This is a genomic window from Streptomyces sp. NPDC002092, from assembly GCF_053593775.1.
In genome coordinates, this window is the sequence record NZ_JBSFDG010000001.1 from 312,025 (window position 1) to 330,392 (window position 18,368).

The 18,368-nt window shown below is 70.2% G+C and carries 19 protein-coding genes and 1 pseudogene; 8 read left to right on the forward strand and 12 right to left on the reverse strand.

What is annotated here, in order from left to right:
• Window positions 1–8: 8 nt before the first annotated feature.
• Window positions 9–1,523, reverse strand: a complete 1,515-nt coding sequence (locus tag ACWCRD_RS01395) for an IucA/IucC family protein (RefSeq protein WP_450963914.1) — start codon at window positions 1,521–1,523, stop codon at window positions 9–11.
• A 92-nt stretch (window positions 1,524–1,615) separates the two neighbouring features.
• On the opposite strand from ACWCRD_RS01395, the gene ACWCRD_RS01400 reads away from it, so the two are divergent.
• The gene (locus ACWCRD_RS01400) at window positions 1,616–3,208 is read left to right on the forward strand and encodes an IucA/IucC family protein (protein WP_450964349.1); all 1,593 of its coding nucleotides are present in this window, start codon (window positions 1,616–1,618) and stop codon (window positions 3,206–3,208) included.
• Here ACWCRD_RS01400 and ACWCRD_RS01405 read toward each other — a convergent pair.
• From ACWCRD_RS01405 to ACWCRD_RS01420, 4 genes are all read right to left on the reverse strand, one after another.
• A complete protein-coding gene (locus ACWCRD_RS01405; RefSeq protein ID WP_450963915.1) occupies window positions 3,193–3,765 on the reverse strand; it encodes a YbhB/YbcL family Raf kinase inhibitor-like protein in 573 nt (190 codons plus the stop codon). The genes ACWCRD_RS01400 and ACWCRD_RS01405 overlap by 16 nt on opposite strands.
• Before the next feature lie 84 nt (window positions 3,766–3,849).
• Window positions 3,850–4,503 (reverse strand): GTP cyclohydrolase I FolE, encoded by a 654-nt coding sequence (gene folE, locus ACWCRD_RS01410; protein ID WP_450963916.1) that lies wholly within the window; start codon window positions 4,501–4,503, stop codon window positions 3,850–3,852.
• A 1-nt stretch (window position 4,504) separates the two neighbouring features.
• Window positions 4,505–4,954 carry a hypothetical protein gene (locus ACWCRD_RS01415; RefSeq protein WP_450963917.1) on the reverse strand — a complete coding sequence of 150 codons (450 nt, stop codon included), beginning with the start codon at window positions 4,952–4,954 and terminating at the stop codon, window positions 4,505–4,507.
• 76 nt (window positions 4,955–5,030) lie between these two features.
• Entirely contained in the window at window positions 5,031–5,567 is a 537-nt protein-coding gene (locus ACWCRD_RS01420) for a DUF2231 domain-containing protein (protein WP_450963918.1), read from the reverse strand.
• A 122-nt stretch (window positions 5,568–5,689) separates the two neighbouring features.
• Between ACWCRD_RS01420 and ACWCRD_RS01425 the strand changes: the two genes are divergently transcribed.
• A complete protein-coding gene (locus tag ACWCRD_RS01425; RefSeq protein WP_450963919.1) occupies window positions 5,690–6,442 on the forward strand; it encodes a helix-turn-helix transcriptional regulator in 753 nt (250 codons plus the stop codon).
• A gap of 151 nt (window positions 6,443–6,593) precedes the next feature.
• Window positions 6,594–7,421, forward strand: a complete 828-nt coding sequence (locus tag ACWCRD_RS01430; protein ID WP_450963920.1) for a ZIP family metal transporter — start codon at window positions 6,594–6,596, stop codon at window positions 7,419–7,421.
• A gap of 226 nt (window positions 7,422–7,647) precedes the next feature.
• Here ACWCRD_RS01430 and ACWCRD_RS01435 read toward each other — a convergent pair whose 3' ends face one another.
• The 3 genes from ACWCRD_RS01435 to ACWCRD_RS01445 are packed head-to-tail and all read right to left on the reverse strand — an operon-like array spanning window position 7,648 to window position 8,790.
• A complete protein-coding gene (locus ACWCRD_RS01435) occupies window positions 7,648–7,923 on the reverse strand; it encodes a hypothetical protein (RefSeq protein WP_450963921.1) in 276 nt (91 codons plus the stop codon).
• A gap of 8 nt (window positions 7,924–7,931) precedes the next feature.
• Window positions 7,932–8,594 (reverse strand): RNA polymerase sigma factor, encoded by a 663-nt coding sequence (locus ACWCRD_RS01440; protein ID WP_450963922.1) that lies wholly within the window; start codon window positions 8,592–8,594, stop codon window positions 7,932–7,934.
• Window positions 8,578–8,790 carry a hypothetical protein gene (locus ACWCRD_RS01445; protein WP_450963923.1) on the reverse strand — a complete coding sequence of 71 codons (213 nt, stop codon included), beginning with the start codon at window positions 8,788–8,790 and terminating at the stop codon, window positions 8,578–8,580. The genes ACWCRD_RS01440 and ACWCRD_RS01445 overlap by 17 nt, the downstream gene beginning before the upstream one ends.
• A gap of 218 nt (window positions 8,791–9,008) precedes the next feature.
• Here ACWCRD_RS01445 and ACWCRD_RS01450 point away from each other — a divergent pair, with 218 nt between their 5' ends.
• Window positions 9,009–9,710, forward strand: a complete 702-nt coding sequence (locus tag ACWCRD_RS01450) for a hypothetical protein (RefSeq protein WP_450963924.1) — start codon at window positions 9,009–9,011, stop codon at window positions 9,708–9,710.
• A gap of 502 nt (window positions 9,711–10,212) precedes the next feature.
• On the opposite strand, the gene ACWCRD_RS01455 is transcribed toward ACWCRD_RS01450, so the two are convergent.
• A complete protein-coding gene (locus ACWCRD_RS01455) occupies window positions 10,213–11,898 on the reverse strand; it encodes a ribonuclease J (RefSeq protein ID WP_450963925.1) in 1,686 nt (561 codons plus the stop codon).
• A 167-nt stretch (window positions 11,899–12,065) separates the two neighbouring features.
• Entirely contained in the window at window positions 12,066–13,649 is a 1,584-nt protein-coding gene (locus tag ACWCRD_RS01460) for a protein kinase domain-containing protein (protein ID WP_450963926.1), read from the reverse strand.
• Window positions 13,650–13,884: 235 nt separating this feature from the next.
• Between ACWCRD_RS01460 and ACWCRD_RS01465 the strand changes: the two are divergent.
• The 3 genes and pseudogenes from ACWCRD_RS01465 to ACWCRD_RS01475 all read left to right on the forward strand — a co-directional run.
• A pseudogene (locus ACWCRD_RS01465) lies at window positions 13,885–14,145 on the forward strand (site-specific integrase); the annotation flags it as partial.
• Between the two features lie 79 nt (window positions 14,146–14,224).
• On the forward strand, window positions 14,225–15,139 hold the full coding sequence (locus ACWCRD_RS01470; protein ID WP_450963927.1) for a HipA family kinase: 915 nt from the start codon (window positions 14,225–14,227) through the stop codon (window positions 15,137–15,139).
• Window positions 15,136–15,417: a SelT/SelW/SelH family protein gene (locus ACWCRD_RS01475; protein ID WP_123968401.1), complete on the forward strand. Its 282-nt coding sequence runs from the start codon at window positions 15,136–15,138 to the stop codon at window positions 15,415–15,417. The genes ACWCRD_RS01470 and ACWCRD_RS01475 overlap by 4 nt, the downstream gene beginning before the upstream one ends.
• A gap of 15 nt (window positions 15,418–15,432) precedes the next feature.
• Here ACWCRD_RS01475 and aceB read toward each other — a convergent pair whose 3' ends face one another.
• Window positions 15,433–17,058 carry a malate synthase A gene (aceB, locus tag ACWCRD_RS01480; protein ID WP_450963928.1) on the reverse strand — a complete coding sequence of 542 codons (1,626 nt, stop codon included), beginning with the start codon at window positions 17,056–17,058 and terminating at the stop codon, window positions 15,433–15,435.
• A gap of 202 nt (window positions 17,059–17,260) precedes the next feature.
• Window positions 17,261–17,860 carry a nucleotidyltransferase family protein gene (locus tag ACWCRD_RS01485; RefSeq protein ID WP_450963929.1) on the reverse strand — a complete coding sequence of 200 codons (600 nt, stop codon included), beginning with the start codon at window positions 17,858–17,860 and terminating at the stop codon, window positions 17,261–17,263.
• A gap of 213 nt (window positions 17,861–18,073) precedes the next feature.
• On the opposite strand from ACWCRD_RS01485, the gene ACWCRD_RS01490 reads away from it, so the two are divergent.
• Complete coding sequence (locus ACWCRD_RS01490) at window positions 18,074–18,361, forward strand: DUF5955 family protein (RefSeq protein ID WP_450964350.1); 288 nt, start codon at window positions 18,074–18,076, stop codon at window positions 18,359–18,361.
• Window positions 18,362–18,368 lie beyond the last annotated feature (7 nt).

The following is an 18,368-nucleotide window of genomic DNA, read 5'->3' on the forward strand; positions in this document are numbered from 1 at the left end:
AACGAGCGTCAGCGGGCCTGCCGCCGCAGGGGATTGGGCAGCTCGGCCCACTGGTCACCGGGCGTCCCGGGCGACATCCGCATCAGCGTCAGCGCCTTCGTGGGCAGCGGCTCTGCGAGCAGCGCGGCCAGGTCGGGGGTGCGCGGCAGCTCCCGTACGGCCGTCTCCAGCGCCGTCCCGAGCGCCGGTGCCGAACCCGCCGTACCGGCGAGTGCGCCCGCCACCAGCGAACCGAACAGCTTGCGCCGCAGCGTCGTCACGTCGTCCGTCACCAGCCGTCCGGACAGGGGACCGGGGACCGGGATGCCGTGCCGGGCCAGCCGCGCCGGGCTGACGCGGATGTCGGCGAGATCGCGGTAGACCAGCCGCAGCGGGGCACCCGTCGGCGAGAGGACGACCAGAAGGTTCTGGCCATGCGCCTCAAGGGCCACTCCCAGCTCCAGCAGGCGCAGGCCGACGGTGAGGGTGAGGCAGGTGAAGTCGGCGAGCCAGACGGGGGATTCGGGCAACGCGGTGGTGGCGAGCGCGGCCACCGGCACGACCCGCTCCCCGCGGGCCGTCGAGGCGTACGTCTGCGGCGACTCCCGCACCACGGCGGCGAGGTCCGCGGACTCGGCCGTGGCAGCACCCCAGGTGCGCGTGACGTGCAGCAGGCCGTCGGCGCGCGCCGCCAGCGACTCCGCGAAGGCCGACAACGTCGCCGACAGCGCGACCGAGTAGCGCGAGATGTCCCGCACCGAGGACGTCAGCCGGGCGCTCAGCGCGGTCTTGACATGCGGTCCGCCGGGCACCGCGAGCGTGCGCAGGGACATCAGCGGATGCGCGGTGAGCTTCTCCTCGCAGGTCCGCTTCAGCACATGCGCCGCCTGCCACGGGTGCACCGGCAGCAACAGCCGTTCCCCGTCCCGCATGTCGTGCGGCCACGCCCCGGTCACCAGGCACTCGTCGGCCCGGACCGGCAGCATCCCCAGCTCGACCCGCGGCCGGTGCTCGGGCCCGTAGGCCAGTTGCTCGGCCACCGAGAAACCGGGCCGGGAACGGCAGCCCGGATGGAAGGGATGCCCGTCCACCACACGCTGCTCCCACTCCCAGTCCTGCGCGGGCCACTCGTCGCTGGGGAGCTCCTGATCGGCCCGGGACAGCGCCAACGACGCCACGCTGTGCCCGAGTTCGGCCGCGAAGTCGACACCGTGCGGCACCGCGAGGTCGGTCATCAGCCGCGCCGGATGGTCGTACGCCACGCTGTCGAGGTGTACGGCGGTGACGTAGGCGGCGGTGGCGTACGGATCCGCGGCCGGCCCGTGCAGCCGCCGCCCGTCGCGAAGGCGCAGGGTGAGGCCCTCCCGGTCCGGGTGCCGGGCGGTGATCCACGGCAGCGGCTCATGGGCGAGCGCCCGCCACAGCCGGGTCAGCACGGCCGCCCGGGCACCCGGCAGCTCGGCCGCGTACCGTGACAGAAGCACGGGGCGTACGGCGGCCAGCTCGTCGGCGACCTCGGCCTCCGCGGGGTGGGGACGGTGCACGGGCGGGCTCCTCGGGTACGAGTGGGGCGTCACGAACCGGGGTGACGGCATACATACTGATCGTCTCCGCCCGAACGGACCTCAGGGAACGAGTGGATCGCGTGGATCTCATCACCCCGCACACCGGTGACGACCCCGCCGGACGTGCCGACGCATACGCGGCCGCACCGCTCCTCAACTGTCTGCTGCGCGAGGTGGCGGAGCCGGCGGTGCACCCTGACGCGTGTGCCGAGTCCGGGGCACTCGGTCTCGACCCCGGCGCGCACGGCAAGCCCGCGCCGTCGGGGACGGATGCTTGCCCTTTCCGCACGTACCGGCTGCCCGGCACCGGCCGCCTCCTCCGGGTGCGTGGCGAACGCCGGCCCGTCTGCCCCGAGGTCCATGCAGGCGGCCATTGGCACCCCGTCGGCCACACCGAACTCGTCAAGCTCGTCGCCGAGGAGCTGCGCCGTCACACGGGCCTGTCCAACCACGAACTCCCCGCCGAGATGATCGACAGCCGGGACGCCGTGGCCGCACTGCTGGCCGCCCGCGCCAGGGTGACGGCACCCGAGGACCCGTACCAGCGCTCCGAGCAGTCCCTGATCACCGGCCATCCCTACCATCCGGCCCCCAAGGCACGCGGCGGCGGCCCGGTCGCGGGCTGGCTGCCGTACGCCCCCGAGGCCCACGCCCGCTTCCCGCTGGCGCTGCTCGGCGTGCGCGAGGACCTGGTCGTCGAGGAGGGCGACACCACCGCGCTGGACGCCCTCGGCGACGCCCCGCCCGGCTACCGGCTGCTGCCCGCCCACCCCTGGCAGCTCGACCTCGTGGACCTCGCGCCCGACTTCGCCGACGGCCGCCTGATCAGGCTGGGCACGACCGCCTTCGAGGCCTGGCCGACGGCCGCGATCCGCACCCTCTACGCCCCCGGGCACGACCTCTTCCTGAAGTTCAGCCTCGACGTCCGCATCACCAACGACATCCGCCGGCTGTGGCGCCACGACCTGCTGAAACTCCGCCGCACGGATGAGGCGGCGGCCGCCGCCTTCGCCGCCATGGAAGGCCCGGCGGCCTGGCTCGGCGACCGCGGCTACCGCACCGCCGACTTCGCCTTCGAGGAACTCGCCGTCCTGGTCCGCGACGGGCTGCACGGCCGGGTGCTGCCCGGCGCGACCCCGCTGCTCGCCGCGGGCCTGGTGGAGGGCTTCGCGGGCAGCCCGCTCGACGGGGCCGAAGCCCCGGAGGCCTGGTGGGAGGCGTACCTGAGGGCGGTGGTGCCCCCGGCGCTGGCAGCCTTCGCCGACCACGGTGTCGTACTCGAGGCACATCTGCAGAACACGCTGGTCGCCGTCGACGCGGACGGCACCCCGGTGCAGGCGCTGTTCCGGGACGCCGAGGGCGTGAAGCTGCTGCCGGAGGCGGGGCGCGCGGCCGGCTGGGAACGGCTGGTGTACTGCCTGGTCGTCAACCACCTGACGGAGGTCGCCGCCACCCTGGCCGAACGCCACCCTGGCCTTGACCCCTGGCCCGCCGCCCGCCGTGAACTCGCCCGCCATGACCTCCCGGAGATCACCGCCCTGCTCACCTCCCCGACCCTCCCCGGCAAGACGAACCTGCTGCTGCGCTGGACGGGCGCGGACGGCGCGGACGCCCGCTATCTGCCGCTGCCGAATCCGCTGGCCACAGATCAGACGCGCTCGTAGAAACCGTCGAGGCGGCCGCGCGCGAGCACCTCACGCGCGGCGGCGAGCACGGCCCGCGGTTTGGCGGTGTCCGGCACGGAGACGCTCCTTCCGGCGGTCAGCGGCTTGCCCAGGGCGAACAGCTGGAAGACGTACCGGTGCGGGCCGTGGCCCTTGATCGGCGCCGGTCCGAGGTAGCCGCGGCGCGAGCCCGAACTCAGCAGCCGTACTCCGTCCGCGGGGGCCCCGGCGTCGAGGCCGCCCTGGGGGAGACCGGTCAGGGACGGGTCGAGCAGGGCGATGCCATGGTTGTACGGGTACGCCGTCGGCGCGTCGGGGTCCTCGATGACCAGCAGCAACTGGACCGTTCCGGCGGGCGCCTTGCCCCAGGCCAGGGCCGGTGAGAGATCCTTTCCGCCTAGGCGCTTGCCGGCGTGCGGGGTCGGGATCGTCGTCTCGTGCGCGAAGTCGGGGCTGCTCAGCTCCAGGGTCTCCTCGCCGGCCAGGTTCGGCGCGTTCCAGGCGAGGCCCTCGTCCCCTGCCCGCTTGTTCTTCAGCAACTTGCCCAGCACAGCCATGAGTTGCTCCTCGTGGTGGGTTTCGATCCTTATACACGGGGATCGCGACGGTTCGCACAGGAACATTTCGGACCGCGGGCCGGGTCAGGAGGTTGCGCCGGTCAGGGCGAGGAACTCGCTGCGGGAACGGCCGTCGGTGCGCAGCAGGCCGAGGAGGGTGGAGGTCATGGTGCTGGAGCCCGTGGCCTGGACGCCGCGCAGGGTCATGCAGCTGTGTTCGGCCTCGATGACCACGCCGACGCCCTTGGGTTCCAGGTGGGTCTGCAGCCAGTCGGCGACCTGTTTGGTCAGCCGCTCCTGCACCTGCGGTCGGCAGGAGAAGTGCTCGACGACGCGGGCCAGTTTCGACAGCCCCAGGATCCGGCCACCGGGCAGGTAGCCGACGTGGGCGGTACCGACGAACGGCAGCAGATGGTGCTCGCAGACGGACCGGACCGGGATGCGGCGGGCCAGGACGAGTTCGTCGTAGCCCTCGTCGTTGGGGAAGGTGGTCAGGTCGAAGGGGCGCGGGCTGAACAGTTCGGCGTAGGCGCGGGCCATGCGGCCCGGTGTGCCGCGCATGCTTTCCGAGGAGGTGGCGATGCCCAGGGCGTTCAGGAACTGACCGGCGGCGCGTTCGGCGGCGGCAAGGTCGATGCCGTCGGGCTCGTGAACCACCCGCAGGGCAGGGCCTGCGGGCGGTCCTTCCTGGTCGGTGGGGCGTATTCGTGCGGTGGTGCGGCGCGAGAGTTCGGTCATGTCAGCTGCCGCCGATACCGAGGGCGGTGAGCAGGACCAGGACGAGGGTGACGACCGCGAGCAGGCCGTGTGCCAGGACCACGGGCAGCGGGAAGTGCCGTTCGGCAGGGACCGTCTCCTCCGCTGCCGGGGCAGCCGCGACTGGGGTGGCCGTGGCGCGCTCGCGGTAGACGGGGATCCAGCGGGCCAGCATCGTGAAGCCGAGCAGGGCGACCGGCAGCAGCAGGCCGAACGCGGTCCAGGCCAGGGCGCTCTTGTCGGCCACGACGTAGATGATCCACACCACGAGGCCGATGGCGGCCAGAGCGAAGTGCCCGAAGATCACCGGTGCGGGCAGACGGCTGGTGCCGGACTGCTGCTGGCGGATCCCACCGCGTTGGATCCAGGTGCCGAGCAGGTAGAAGCCGCAGAGGGCGGTGACCACCCAGGCGATCAGTGCGGCGATGTCCATGAGGAACTCCTCAACGATGAATCGGTGGAAGGCAGCCGGCGGGCACCGGCCGTTGAGAGGGGCGCAGGGGCTGGTGTCACGAGGTTCGGCCGGCGTCGCCCGGCCCGTATCCCTCGGCCTGGGTGCTCTCGTCGGCGACCCGAACGCCGTAGCGGTAGGCGAGCTTGCCGCCCAGGAACCCCGAGACGCCCAGGACGGCGATGCCGACCGCGGACAGGGCGAGCTTTCCGCCGCCGACGCGGCTGCCGTCGGTGTAGGTGCCGTGGCGCCACAGGAAGTTGACGACGTAGGCGGCGGTCACGCCGAGGTTCAGCGTCATGTGCACCAGGCCGGTGCGAAACGCGCGGGTCCCGGCGGGAATCGCGAACAGGTCGAGAAAGCCGACCAGGGCTGCCGTCAGCGCGCCGATCACACCGACCGCGATCAGCCACTCCGAGCCCTGGGTCAGGAACGCCGGATCGTGCACCACGTGGGAGGCGATGTCGAACACCAGGCTCGCCACCCAGGCGCCGATCGGCACCGTCACGAGAATCGGATGGAAGGGATGGCCGTACGGGCCGGCGAGTGCGGCGCTGACCGGCCGCTTCGCCTGAAGCTGGGACTCACTGACCATCGTGACGACCTCCGTAGTTTCGCCAACAAATCTTGGTCTTATTAGGTCTGTGAGTCAAGATGCCGAGTTCCAGGCGCTCTAAGAACGCAATCGCCCACGCAGGTAGGAGTTATCGTGGGTACGTGGCTTCCGATCCGATACCGCCGACCCGTACGGCCGACGCCGCCATCGACTCCGTGAGCGTCCTGGGCGAGGACTCCCGGCGGCGTATGTTCGCCTTCATCCGCCGCGCCCGCCGCGCGGTCACCCGTGACGAGGCCGCCGCCAGCGTCGGTATATCCCGCAAGCTGGCCGCCTTCCACCTCGACAAGCTCGTCGACGCCGGCCTGCTGCGCGCCCGCTACGAGACGCCCGGCGGGATCCGCAAGGCCGGCCGGCAGCCCAAGGTCTACGAGCCCACCGACACCCAGCTCACCGTGAGCATTCCCGACCGGCGCCACGAACTCCTGGCGGACCTCCTGCTGGACGCCGTCCTGGTCGAGGGCCCCGAAGAGAGCGCCGCGCAAGCGGCGACACGCACCGCCGGCGTACGCGGGCGACAGATGGGCGAGACGGCACGGGAGCGGACCCGCCCCGGCCGCCTCGGTGCCGAACGCGGGCTGACTGCCTGTGAGCGCATGCTCGAGGAGCACGGCTACGAACCCGTCCGGGAAACCCCCACGCACATCCGGCTGCGCAACTGCCCCTTCCACCCGCTTGCGGCCAAGGCCCCCGACCTGGTGTGCGGCATGAACCACGCCTTCCTCACCGGTTACCTCGACGGTCTGCGGATCAGCGGAGTCCAAGCCGTCCTGGCCCCCCGGCCCGGAGAGTGCTGCGTTCAGCTCTCACCCGCCGACGCGGATCCCGACGACGAGCGGGACGAAGACCGCTGACACCGAGTTCGCCGCGGCTGACCGCCTCGGGCCGGGGCGCAAGGATTTCGCCAAGATTTCTCAAAATCGACCTACAGGGAACTATTAGGTAAGCCTTGCCTCATCTAGTTTCGGGGGTACCTCTCCGCTCTTCCAACTGGAGTCCCCACTCATGTCCGGTTCCCAGGTAGCCCTGCTCGGTGCCATCGCAGGGTTCACCATCTACCTCGGTCTGCCCCTCGGCCGGCTGCGCAGCCCGAGCCCGCGGCTGCGCGCGGGTCTGAACGCCGTCGCCATCGGCATCCTGATCTTCCTGGTCTGGGACGTCCTGACACACGCCTGGGAGCCGGTCGACGAGGCGCTGGGCAAGCACGACTGGGGCACCGTGGCCTCCGGGGGCCTCACCCTCGCCCTGGGCCTCGCAGTCGGGCTGATGAGCCTGGTGTACTACGACGGCTGGATCGCCCGCCGTGCGGCCTCCGCAGCGCGGCCCGTCGGCCCCGGTGCCGCCGCCTCCGCCGAGCTGGCCCCCGGGGTCCGCAGCCGGGCCGGCTCGCTCGCGCTGATGATCGCCACCGGCATCGGCCTCCACAACTTCGCCGAGGGCCTGGCCATCGGCAACTCCGCCGCCCAGGGCGAACTCTCCCTCGCCGTACTCCTCATCATCGGCTTCGGTCTGCACAACGCCACCGAAGGGTTCGGCATCGTCGCCCCGCTGGCCGCCGAGGGTGAACGCCCCTCATGGACCACGCTGCTGCTGCTCGGCCTGATCGGCGGCGGTCCGACCTTCCTCGGCACCGTGGTCGGCCAGCACCTGGTCAACGACACCGTGTCGATCGCCTTCCTGGGGCTGGCCGCGGGGTCGATCCTCTACGTGGTCATCGAACTGCTGGCCGTCGCCCGCAAGGCCGCGCTGAAGACCCTGACCACCTGGTGCCTGCTGCTGGGCCTCGTCCTCGGCTTCGCCACCGACGCCATCGTCACCGCCGCGGGGGCCTGAGGCTCCCGCACCGTCTGCCGACAGCTGCCCGCGAGAGGAGTCGTGGGCAGCTGACGTGTTCCCTCTGCCACTGGTGTGCACGCGCAGCGTGTCCTCGTCATCGCGAGCGGCGCCGGCGGCCTTCGCCGTCAACGCCCAACCGGTGCAGAGGGCTTCGCCTTGCGTGCCGCCGCGGACGAGGAGATCGCCACCTACCCGTTCCTGGCTCGTTTCCTGCTCGCCGCACTCACAAGCGGGAGCGGAGCACGCCGAGCGCCTGGTCGGCACTCATGCCGTGCCCGCCGGCCGCCAGTGCGATGAGAGACTCGACTTCCTCGCGACACGCGGGGCATCCGGCGAGGTGCACCCGCGTCGGTGCGTCGAGTCCGCGACCGTCGTGAAGAAGCGCCTCGACGCAGCCGTCCATCTGGTCGAAGCAGTCGTCGCACGACAGCCACGGCTCGCTGACCGCGGTGAGGCTCGCGGCCTGCGCGGTTGTCAACGGCGTGTCCGGTGTGCTCATCTCGCCTCTCATTCGACGCAGGAATCCGCCAGGTAGCCGCGGAGGCGGAGTTCGGCCCGGAGCTTGATCCGCGCGTCATGCAGACTCTTGTACAGCGCGTTGCGGTTCGTGTGAAGACGCTCGGCCAGCACGTCGATCGGCACCTCGTCGATGATGAGGGCACATGCAACGCGGCGTTGATGGGGCGTGAGGACGGTCCTCAGGGCGACCGACACCGCCGCGGCGAAGTCGCGGGCCTCCGCGTAGGCTTCGGGAGTCAGGGGATCGGCGCTGGCGGGTTCCGGCTGCTCCTGGAGGTCGATCGGACGGTCGCGCCAGAGCGCCCGGCGTGCCTCGGTCGCGGCGTGGAGGACGCCGAACTTGTAGATCCAGGTGGTGAACCGGCTCCGGCCCTCGAACCGGTCCAGACGTGCGAGCACCGCCATGGTCGCCTCGTCGGCGGCCGATTCGATGATCTCCTCGGCCCGCACCTCACCGAGTTCGGCCGTCACGTGGGGCATCCGGCGCACCTGGTGACGTGCCGCGTGCCGGACCGTCTGCCGCAGCCTGCGGACCGCCTCGTCATGGCCCGCGCAGCGCACCCGCAAGGCGTCGATCCACTCCTGGTCGCCCGCGTCCTCGCACTGTGGCGCGGGCTGGCTCGGCTGTGCCCGCTCACTCGGTGTAGCCACGTAGCTCATCGTCATCGGTCCGGTTGCCGAGGTGCAAGGATGCGGGCGGCGAGCCGCGGCCGGCGATCTCGGCCACCCGGTGGATGTCCGCCCGTTGTCGCACGGCGCCGGAGAACGGGAGGACGGCTCGCACCGGCTCGCACTGGGGCGACTGCGACTGCGACTGCGACTGCGGCAAGGAGAACAGCTTGGGCATCACCGTCAATGAGTCGATGCCCGGGGGCGCTGTCTTACCAGTACCAAGGGTGAAAAATGCCCCGATCGGATCGCCTCCGGCGGTAAGGACTGCGGGCACTCCGATGCACTCACTTGTTGTGGTTCTCCGTGTCGCCGGTGAAAGGGCCCGGCCGCCCGGACACCGTCATCGACGCGTATGCCGGTCAGCGCGGCGTACGCCGGCGAAAGGAAGCAGAGATGACCGGATCAGTACGCCGGAACCGTCGCGCCGCGACCACTGCGGCAGGGCTGGCCGTCGTCGGCGCCCTGCTCACCGGATCCGTTGTCGGCGTCCTCCCGGAGGCCGCCGCGGCGCCGGCAGCGAGCACCGTCGTCGGGCGCGCTCCGCACGACGACAGCCTCCAGAAGAAGATCGCCCTCTACACCACGATGCGTCAGCTGTGGACCGACCACATGCAGTGGACCTACTCGACGGTCAACGCGTTCTTCCACAACAAGGCCGCCCTGCAGCCGACCCTCGACCGGCTGCTGCGGAACCAGACGGACATCGGCGACGCGGTGGCCCCCTATTACGGCCGGGCGGCCGGGGACAAGCTGTCCGGCCTGCTGACCACGCACATCAAGGAGGCCGTGCCGGTCCTCCAGGCCGCGCAGGCCAACAACAAGAAGGCACTCGACAGGGCCCTGGCCGACTGGTACGCCAACGCCAAGCAGATCGCCGACTTCCTCACCTCGGCCAACCCGAAGAACTGGCCGGCGTCGGTCACGGAACCGATGCTGAAGGCCCACATCAGCCAGACCACGGTCTACTCCGTCGATCTCCTCAAGGGCGACTATGCGAAGTCGATCAAGGACTACGACAAGGCATTCGACCACATGATGGGCCTGTCCGACACCCTCTCCAAGGGCATCGTCGCCCAGTTCCCCGACAAGTTCTGACGACAGGGAGGTCGAGGACGGACCCGTCGTGGTGCCCCGGAGCGGCAGGGGATTTCGCCGACTGGCTGCCTGGTCGGACGCCGCGGGTTCTGCGTCTCCGACCAGGCATGGCTTCGGTGACAGGTACCGGAGCACTTCCCCGGGGCGGATTCCAGCGGTCCTCGGGGGCCGCGTTGAGCAGAATTCCGGGTTGTCGTAGCGGCTGACAGGCGGAGAACCAGCTGGCGCGCCTGCGTTCCCCATCTAGGTGCGGCGTCAATCGGGTGCGCCGGCCGGTCAGCCCGAAAGCCCACAAGCGTGCCTGCCGAGCCGACGGGCCGTGCCAGGGCCGTGTGCCGTGGCAACCTGTCCGAGATCTGCCCAGTCCGACACCTTTCCGATGACGCATCATGTGGAGTGCGTTGCCACCCCAGCCTGCCGGGGTGGCTGCTGACTCCCGTGCCCGACCTCGGTGCCCGCGGGGCCGCGACCGGAACCGGGGACCGTGCTGCCGGGCTGTGGCTCAGGCGTCGATGATGACGGGGATGATCAGGGGCTTTCGGCGGTGGGTGCGGAACGCCCAGTTCGCCACGGCGCGGGCGACGAGTTGTTCGAGTTGGCGCGCGTCCCCGACGCCTTCCTCGGCCGCGGTGGCCAGGGTCTTCTCGATGACGGGGATGACCGGCTCGAAGGTGGTGTCGTCGTGGACGAAGCCGCGGGCCAGGAAGTCGGGGGCCTCGGCGAGGGCGCCGGTGTCCGCGTCGACGATCGCCACGACCGTGACCACGCCTTCGGCGGCGAGGGTGAGGCGGTCCTTGAGGGACGCTTCGGTGGCGCCGCCGACTTCCATGCCGTCCACGTAGACGTTGCCGGCGGGGACCTTGCCGGTGATGGACGCGCGTCCGTCGACCAGGTCGACGACGACGCCGTCCTCGGCGATGACGACCCGCTCGGGGTCGACACCGGTACGGATGGCGAGGTCGCCGTTGGCCCGCAGATGCCGCCATTCGCCGTGCACGGGCATGACGTTGCGGGGCTTGACGATGTTGTAGCAGTAGACGAGTTCGCCGGCGCTGGCGTGCCCGGAGACGTGCACCTTGGCATTGCCCTTGTGGACCACGTGGGCGCCCCACCGGGTGAGTCCGTTGATCACCCGGTAGATGGCGTTCTCGTTGCCGGGGATGAGGGAGCTGGCGAGCAGGACTGTGTCGCCCTTTCCGATGCGGATCACGTGGTCGCGGTTGGCCATCCGCGACAGCGCGGCCATCGGTTCGCCCTGGGAGCCGGTGCACACCAGAGTGATCTTGTGGTCGGGGAGCTTCTCCAGCTCCTTCGTGCTCACGACCAGACCGGACGGGACCTTCAGATAGCCCAGGTCACGGGCGATGCCCATGTTGCGGACCATCGACCGGCCGACGAAGGCGACCTTGCGGCCGTGCTGGTGGGCGGCGTCCAGGACCTGCTGGATGCGGTGCACGTGGCTGGCGAAGCTGGAGACGATGACCCGGCGCGGCGCGGTGCGCATCACCTGCTCGATCGCCGGGTTCAGCTCACGCTCGGAGGTGGTGAAGCCGGGCACTTCGGCGTTGGTCGAGTCGGTGAGGAACAGGTCAACGCCCTCCTCGCCGAGGCGGGCGAAGGCGCGCAGATCGGTGATGCGGTCGTCGAGGGGGAACTGGTCCATCTTGAAGTCGCCGGTGTGCAGCACCATCCCGGCCCGGGTGCGGATCGCGACCGCGAGGCTGTCGGGGATGGAGTGGTTGACCGCCACGAACTCGCAGTCGAAGGGCCCGAAACCACGCCGGTCGCCCTCCCGCACCCGCACCGTGCGCGGCCGGATGCCGTGTTCCTTGAGCTTGGCCTCCAGGAACGCCAGCGTCAGCTTGGAGCCGACGACGGGAATGTCGGACCGCTCGCGCAGCAGGTACGGCACGCCGCCGATGTGGTCCTCGTGGCCGTGGGTGAGGACCACGGCCACGATGTCGTCCAGCCGGTCCCGGATCGAGGTGAAGTCCGGCAGGATCACGTCCACGCCGGGCTGGGTCTCCTCGGGGAACAGCACGCCGCAGTCGACGATGAGCAGCTTGCCCGCGTGCTCGAAGACGGTCATGTTGCGGCCGATCTCACCCAGACCACCCAGGGCGATGACCCGCAACCCTCCTTCGGGAAGAGGCGGGGCGGCTTTCAGTTCGGGGTGCGGATGACTCATACCCTGACGGTACCCGGAGAGCGGGACAGGGTGATCCATTGCCTGTGTGATCTCCTTTTCCCGACTGAGCGGGAAACTTGCAGTGGGTGCGAACTGACCGCCGCCACCGAGAGCCCGCCGGTCTGGTGGCCGGAAGGGCCGGGCCGAGATCTGCCGCCTGCGTCCGGTCAGTCACTGACATGGATGTCGGCCGCCACAATGGCACCGTCGCGCACGGTGTATGTGCCGGAGAAGTAGCGGTGGGTGCCGTCCGTCTGCGTGGCGTCGAGTGTGATCCCTACGAGCTCGCCGGTGACGGAAGTGATCGTGACCGACTCATTGGCCGTACCTTCGAAGGAGTTCCTGAAGGATTCGTACGATCCCCGCTGAAGGTTCTTGCCGCCGAGTTCCCAAGCACGCCTGTAATCACCGGCGTTGAGGGCATCGAAGTACGCCGTCACGACAGCCCCCGGGACGCTCGCGGCTGGAGGCAGCGATGGTGCGGAACTCACCGTTGTCGGTGGGGAACTCGGGGACGTCGGTGGGGAGGCCGCGGACGTCGGTGGGGAGCTCGGGGGCGTCGACGTGAGGCCCGGGGACTGCCTCGAAGGCTGCGACGAGGGAGTCTTGGCGACGGCCGGAGCTTTGGACTGCGAGTCCGGCGGGGTTCCAGTTCTGGAGGTGAGCGCCCAGACCAGACCTCCTATGAGGACCGTCACCAGCACAGCGGCGAGCACGACCAGCAGCCTGATGCGGCGACCGGGGCGGGCGCGTGGGGGCTCCGTAGGCCAGTAGGTGACGGCTGCCGTGTCCTTGTCGTACGGCGGCGGGGGCGTCGAGTCCAACGGCGTTGTGGACTGGCCGGGCGCTTCCGCCGCGGCTGCCGTTCCCTGAGGAGGAATCACCTGGGTCGCCGGATGTGCTGCTTGTGGGGGTGCCGCTCCCGCAGCCACCTCCTCGAGCATGCGCTGCGCCTGACTTGCAGTGGGTCGCGCCTCCGGGTCCTTCCGGAGCAGGGCCTCGATGACGGAGGTCAGAGGGCCGGCGTGACGCGGTTCGGGCAGCGGGTCCGAGATCACGGCTTGCAGGGTGCTCAGAGTCGAACTGCGCCGGAACGGCGACTGGCCCTCGACTGCCGCGTACAACGTCGCACCCAAGGACCACAGATCCGAGGGTGGGCCCGGCCGATGGCCGGTGGCACGCTCGGGGGCCAGGTAGTCGGGTGAGCCCACGATGTCGCCGGTGCGGGTGAGCCCCGGGGCATTTTCGAAGAGCGCGATGCCGAAGTCGGTGAGCACGATCCTGCCGCTTCGTTCCAGGAGCACGTTCGCCGGTTTGACGTCACGGTGCAGAACGCCGAGCTGATGTGCCTTGTCCAAGGCTGCCAGGACGGCCGCTCCGAACCGAGCGGCGTCCCGCGGCAGAAGAGTTCCCTCGGTGATGAGGATGTCCTCGAGCGATTGACCCTCGATCAACTCCATGACGATCCAGGGGCTGTCACCTTCCTGCAGCACATCGAACACGGTGACCACACCGGGATGTTTGATGCGTGCCGCAGCCCGCGCCTCCTGCTGCATCCGGGCATGCAAGACGGACCGTTCCTCCTGCGACAGACCGCTCACTCTTACTTCCTTCACCGCGACTTCGCGATCGAGCAACTCATCGTGAGCTCGCCAGACCGTACCCATGCCCCCGTGGCCCAGCTGCTCGAGCAGCCGGTACCGTCCCGCCAGCAGCCGCGGAGGGCTCGGGTCAGCAGGTGACTGATTCATGGCTTTCCCTGTCCGCGCCCAGACCGGGACATGCTGCGTGACGTGGAAACAGCCGTACCAGGAGCCCAACAGCGTCAGAGCTGGGTTGACTCGGTCGTTGTCTCCGCCCCGCCAGGGCGCAGGTCAGATCTGTCGAATGCAGCACAATGGCGGCAACACTCCTGTGGGTCCCAGCTCAGGAGTGACTACCCACCAGTGTCTCGCTTCCCATGTTCACCAGCCAGCCGAGCCGCAGTGGGAGGCTGCGCGGAAGGACGGCTTCCACGTGCTGCGGCACACCTACGCCTCGCTCATGCTGGAGGCGGGAGAATCCGTGGTGACTGCGGTTCCGTGGCTCGGGCACTCCTCGCCGGCGATCACCCTCGGTTACTATGCTCACTTCATGCCGGAGGCCGGAGGCCGGAAGCAAGGGGCGGGCGGCCATTGACGGACTGCTGGGGAGGCGAGGAGATCACTGCATGCCGGTCGAAACTCACCAGATTCTCCCCAGAGCTGATGACGAGCAATTCCCGCTGGTGGAGCCTCCGAGGTCGACCTTGGATTGCTAGGCCAAGTGGAGGGGGCGAGCTGAGGAAATGCTGAGAGAGGTCACCGCGACCCGCTACGTCGCACCCTTGCGGTCCGGCGGCTCCGTGCCCGGAGTCGTCGAGGCAGACGACCTGGGGACGTACGTGGTGAAGTTCACCGGGTCCGCGCAGGGCCGCAAGGCGCTGGTCGCCGAGGTGATCGTCGGCGAGCTGGCGCGGGCGCTCGGACTGCGCTTCCCCGAGCTGGTGCTGGTGCACTTCGACCCGGCGATCGCCGACGGCGAGCCCCACCAGGAGGTGCGGGAACTCCACGGTGCCAGCGCGGGGATCAACCTCGGCATGGACCATCTGCCGGGCGCGAGGGACTTCACCCCGGAGGTCGCGAAGTCGTTCCCGGTCGATGCGCTGGAGGCGGGCCGGATCGTCTGGCTCGACGCGCTGACCGTGAACGTGGACCGCACGGTCCACAGCTCGAACCTGATGGTCTGGCCGACGCTCGGGATCGCGCCGCCGCGGCTGTGGCTGATCGACCACGGGGCGGCCCTCGTCTTCCACCACCGCTGGGACAGCTCGGATCCCACCAAGGCGTACGACTTCCGGCATCACGCCCTCGGCCACTACGCCCCCGAGGTACGGGCGGCCGACGCGGAGCTGGCGCCGAAGGTGACGCGGGAGCTGCTGCGGGACATCGCCGGGGAGGTCCCCGACGCCTGGCTCGCCGGAGAGGAGGGCTTCGCGACGCCCGACGACATCCGGGCCGCGTACGTGGACTACCTCCACGCGCGCGTGCAGGCCTCCGCGGACTGGCTCCCCACCGACTTCCCCGCCCGGGAGGAACTCGCCGCCGAGGAGGCCCTCCGGACGGCGCGTACACGGCAAGGCCGCCCGAACTGGCTGAAGCGGGTCCCCGACCTGCACGGCAAACCGGCGGCGGAACAGGATTGGTCGGTGCACCTCGGATGAGTCCCGTCGTACAGATCGAGTACTGCACCCAGTGCCGCTGGCTGCCCCGCGCGGCCTGGCTGGCACAGGAGCTGCTCACCACCTTCGAGGCGGAGCTGACCGAGCTGTCGCTCAAGCCCGGCACCGGCGGTGTCTTCGTCGTCCGGGTCGACGACGAGGTGGTCTGGGACCGCCGCGAACAGGGCTTCCCGGAGCCGACGGCCGTGAAGCAGGCCGTACGCGACCGAGTGGCCCCGGGAAGGTCCCTGGGCCACTCGGACAAGGCGTCGCAGGAGTAGGTCAGCAGGAGTAGCTCAGCCCTTGAGCTGCTCGTACGCGGGCAGCGTGAGGAAGTCCGCGTAGTTCTCGTCGAGGGAGACCTGCAGCAGCAGGTCGTGGGCCTGCTGCCAGTGACCGGCCGCGAAGGCCTCCTCGCCGATCTCCTGACGGATGTTGGAGAGCTCCTCGGCGGCGACCTTGCGGGCCAGCTCCGGAGTGGCCTTCTCACCGTTCTCGAACTCGACGCCCGCGTTGATCCACTGCCAGATCTGCGAGCGGGAGATCTCGGCGGTGGCCGCGTCCTCCATGAGGTTGAAGATGGCGACGGCGCCCAGCCCGCGCAGCCAGGCCTCGATGTAACGGATGCCAACCTGCACGGCGTTGACCAGGCCGTGGTACGTCGGCCTCGCGTCCAGCGAGTCGACGGCGATCAGGTCGGCGGCCTCGACGTGGACGTCCTCGCGCAGCCGGTCCTTCTGGTTGGGCTTGTCGCCGAGGACCTTGTCGAAGGACTCCATGGCGATCGGGACCAGGTCCGGGTGGGCGACCCAGGAGCCGTCGAAACCGTCGTTCGCCTCCCGGTCCTTGTCGGCGCGCACCTTCTCGAAGGCGACCTTGTTGACCTCGGCGTCCCGGCGGGACGGGATGAACGCCGCCATGCCGCCGATCGCGTGCGCCCCGCGCTTGTGGCAGGTGCGGACGAGGAGTTCGGTGTACGCGCGCATGAACGGGGCCGTCATCGTGACCGCGTTGCGGTCCGGCAGGACGAACTTGGCGCCGCCGTCACGGAAGTTCTTGACGATGGAGAACAGGTAGTCCCAGCGGCCGGCGTTCAACCCCGAGGCGTGGTCGCGGAGTTCGTAGAGGATCTCCTCCATCTCGTACGCGGCCGTGATCGTCTCGATCAGGACGGTGGCGCGGATGGTGCCCTGGGGGATGCCGACGTAGTCCTGCGCGAAGACGAACACCTCGTTCCACAGCCGGGCTTCGAGGTGCGACTCGGTCTTCGGGAGGTAGAAGTACGGGCCCTTGCCGAGGTCCAGCAGACGCTGGGCGTTGTGGAAGAAGTACAGGCCGAAGTCGACGAAGGCGCCCGGGACGGGAGTGCCGTCGGCGTCGACGAGGTGGCGCTCGTTCAGGTGCCAGCCGCGCGGGCGCATGACGACCGTCGCCAGCTCCTCGTTCGGGCGCAGGGCGTACGACTTGCCGCTCGCCGGGTCGGTGAAGTCGATGGTGCGGGTGTAGGCGTCGGCCAGGTTGACCTGACTGAGGACCACGTTCTCCCAGGTCGGCGCGGAGGCGTCCTCGAAGTCCGCGAGCCAGACCCTGGCGCCCGAGTTGAGGGCGTTGATGGTCATCTTGCGGTCGGTGGGGCCGGTGATCTCCACCCGGCGGTCGTTCAGGGCGGCGGGGGAGGGGGCGACCTTCCAGGAGTCGTCCGCGCGGATCGCGGCCGTCTCCGGCAGGAAGTCGAGCGTGGAGGTGCGGGCGATCTCGGCGCGGCGCTCCGCGCGGCGGGCGAGGAGTTCGTCACGCCGGGGCGTGAACCGCCGGTGCAGCTCGGCCACGAAGGCCAGGGCCGCCTCCGTGAGGACCTCCTCCTGCCGCGGCAGCGGCTCGGCGTCGACGATGGCCAGCGGGGACGGCGCTGGTGCGGACATGAGCTGTCACTTCCTTCAGCGGTGGCACCGGGTGCCAGTCGAACCGGGTACGGCGAGCGGCGCCCCTGGAGCGGTAGGGCGCTTCTGAACAGTGGATACTAGTTTCCTCATTGTGGAAGTTCAATGGTTTGTTGATGTCGAGATTCTCCGGGTCGAGGGAAGGTGGCGCTCAGTGCCACCTTCGTCACTCAAAGTTCAAGCTTCACTCAAGGTGGACCAGATCGGCTTCCGTGTCGATGTCGTACGGCTGTGCCACGTCCCCGCACTCGACGAGGGTGACCGCCGGCTCGTGCGCCTTCAGGTAGGCGCGGGCCCCGCGGTCCCCGGTCGCGGTCTCGGCGATGCCCGCCCAGTGCGCGCTGCCGAAGAGAACGGGGTGGCCGCGTACACCGTCGTAGGCGGCCGAGACGAGGGACCGCTCGTCCCGGTACGCGGTCAGCACCCGCCCTGCCGCCTCCGGGCCGATCCCGGGCTGGTCGACGAGCGAGACGAGGGCGGCCCGGGCCCCCGTCCCGGTGAGCGAGTCCAGCCCGGCCCGCAGTGAGGTGCCCATGCCCTGTTCCCACTCCGGGTTGTCCACGAGCACGCACCCCTCCAGCTCGGCCCGCTCCCGTACGGCGTCGGCCCGCGCCCCCAGGACCACATGGACGCGGGTGCAGCCGGCCGCGCGCAGCACGCCGACCGCGTGCTCGACGAGCGGCCGTCCACGGTGCTGGAGCAAGGCCTTGGGGCGCCCGCCGAGCCGCCGGCCGCCGCCGGCGGCGAGGAGCAGCCCGGCCACCTGCTGTTCGTTCTCCGTCATGCGTCCTGCATACCTGACGCCAGGGCGAGCGCCCGGTTTCCGGGGGCTGAATTTCGGTCCGCGCGGTGGCGCACGGGGCATCGGGTGGCGTTTACTGACCCGCGTCCCCCGGCGCCCGACCACCGCCACGGGGCTGCACCGGAAGCACGAAGAGACTGCGCACGCGCGCGTGCGAGGGGGAGAGCTGTGTTGCGGAGCTTGGGGCAGAGGCCAGTGACCGGCAGCGACGAGGACCCGAGAGTGGCGGAACTGCGGACCGCGGTGTCCCGGCTGCGCCGCGAACTCGCCGCGCACCCCGCCGAGTTCCCCGACCGCGGCATAGCCGAGGACGAACTCGCCGCCCTCGCCGCGATGACGATCGACGGCGCCCCCGAAATCCCCCGACTGCGCCGGTCGCTGCTGCTGATCGCCGGCGCGATCGGGTCCGTGAGCGCGCTGGCCAAGGGCTTGTCGGACGTACGCAACGCGGTGGACCTGTTCGGGGAACCGCCGCGCCGCTGAGCCGTCG

What these genes read in the sequence shown, in the direction of transcription:
- ACWCRD_RS01405 (WP_450963915.1), bottom strand. Translation starts at nt 3,765, where the DNA reads ATGGCTGTGCTGGGCAAGTTGCTGAAGAACAAGCGGGCAGGGGACGAG.
- folE (WP_450963916.1), bottom strand. Translation starts at nt 4,503, where the DNA reads ATGACCGAACTCTCGCGCCGCACCACCGCACGAATACGCCCCACCGAC.
- ACWCRD_RS01415 (WP_450963917.1), bottom strand. Translation starts at nt 4,954, where the DNA reads ATGGACATCGCCGCACTGATCGCCTGGGTGGTCACCGCCCTCTGCGGC.
- ACWCRD_RS01420 (WP_450963918.1), bottom strand. Translation starts at nt 5,567, where the DNA reads ATGGTCAGTGAGTCCCAGCTTCAGGCGAAGCGGCCGGTCAGCGCCGCA.
- ACWCRD_RS01430 (WP_450963920.1), top strand. Translation starts at nt 6,594, where the DNA reads ATGTCCGGTTCCCAGGTAGCCCTGCTCGGTGCCATCGCAGGGTTCACC.
- ACWCRD_RS01435 (WP_450963921.1), bottom strand. Translation starts at nt 7,923, where the DNA reads ATGAGCACACCGGACACGCCGTTGACAACCGCGCAGGCCGCGAGCCTC.
- ACWCRD_RS01445 (WP_450963923.1), bottom strand. Translation starts at nt 8,790, where the DNA reads ATGCCCAAGCTGTTCTCCTTGCCGCAGTCGCAGTCGCAGTCGCAGTCG.
- ACWCRD_RS01450 (WP_450963924.1), top strand. Translation starts at nt 9,009, where the DNA reads ATGACCGGATCAGTACGCCGGAACCGTCGCGCCGCGACCACTGCGGCA.
- ACWCRD_RS01455 (WP_450963925.1), bottom strand. Translation starts at nt 11,898, where the DNA reads ATGAGTCATCCGCACCCCGAACTGAAAGCCGCCCCGCCTCTTCCCGAA.
- ACWCRD_RS01460 (WP_450963926.1), bottom strand. Translation starts at nt 13,649, where the DNA reads ATGAATCAGTCACCTGCTGACCCGAGCCCTCCGCGGCTGCTGGCGGGA.
- ACWCRD_RS01470 (WP_450963927.1), top strand. Translation starts at nt 14,225, where the DNA reads ATGCTGAGAGAGGTCACCGCGACCCGCTACGTCGCACCCTTGCGGTCC.
- ACWCRD_RS01475 (WP_123968401.1), top strand. Translation starts at nt 15,136, where the DNA reads ATGAGTCCCGTCGTACAGATCGAGTACTGCACCCAGTGCCGCTGGCTG.
- aceB (WP_450963928.1), bottom strand. Translation starts at nt 17,058, where the DNA reads ATGTCCGCACCAGCGCCGTCCCCGCTGGCCATCGTCGACGCCGAGCCG.
- ACWCRD_RS01485 (WP_450963929.1), bottom strand. Translation starts at nt 17,860, where the DNA reads ATGACGGAGAACGAACAGCAGGTGGCCGGGCTGCTCCTCGCCGCCGGC.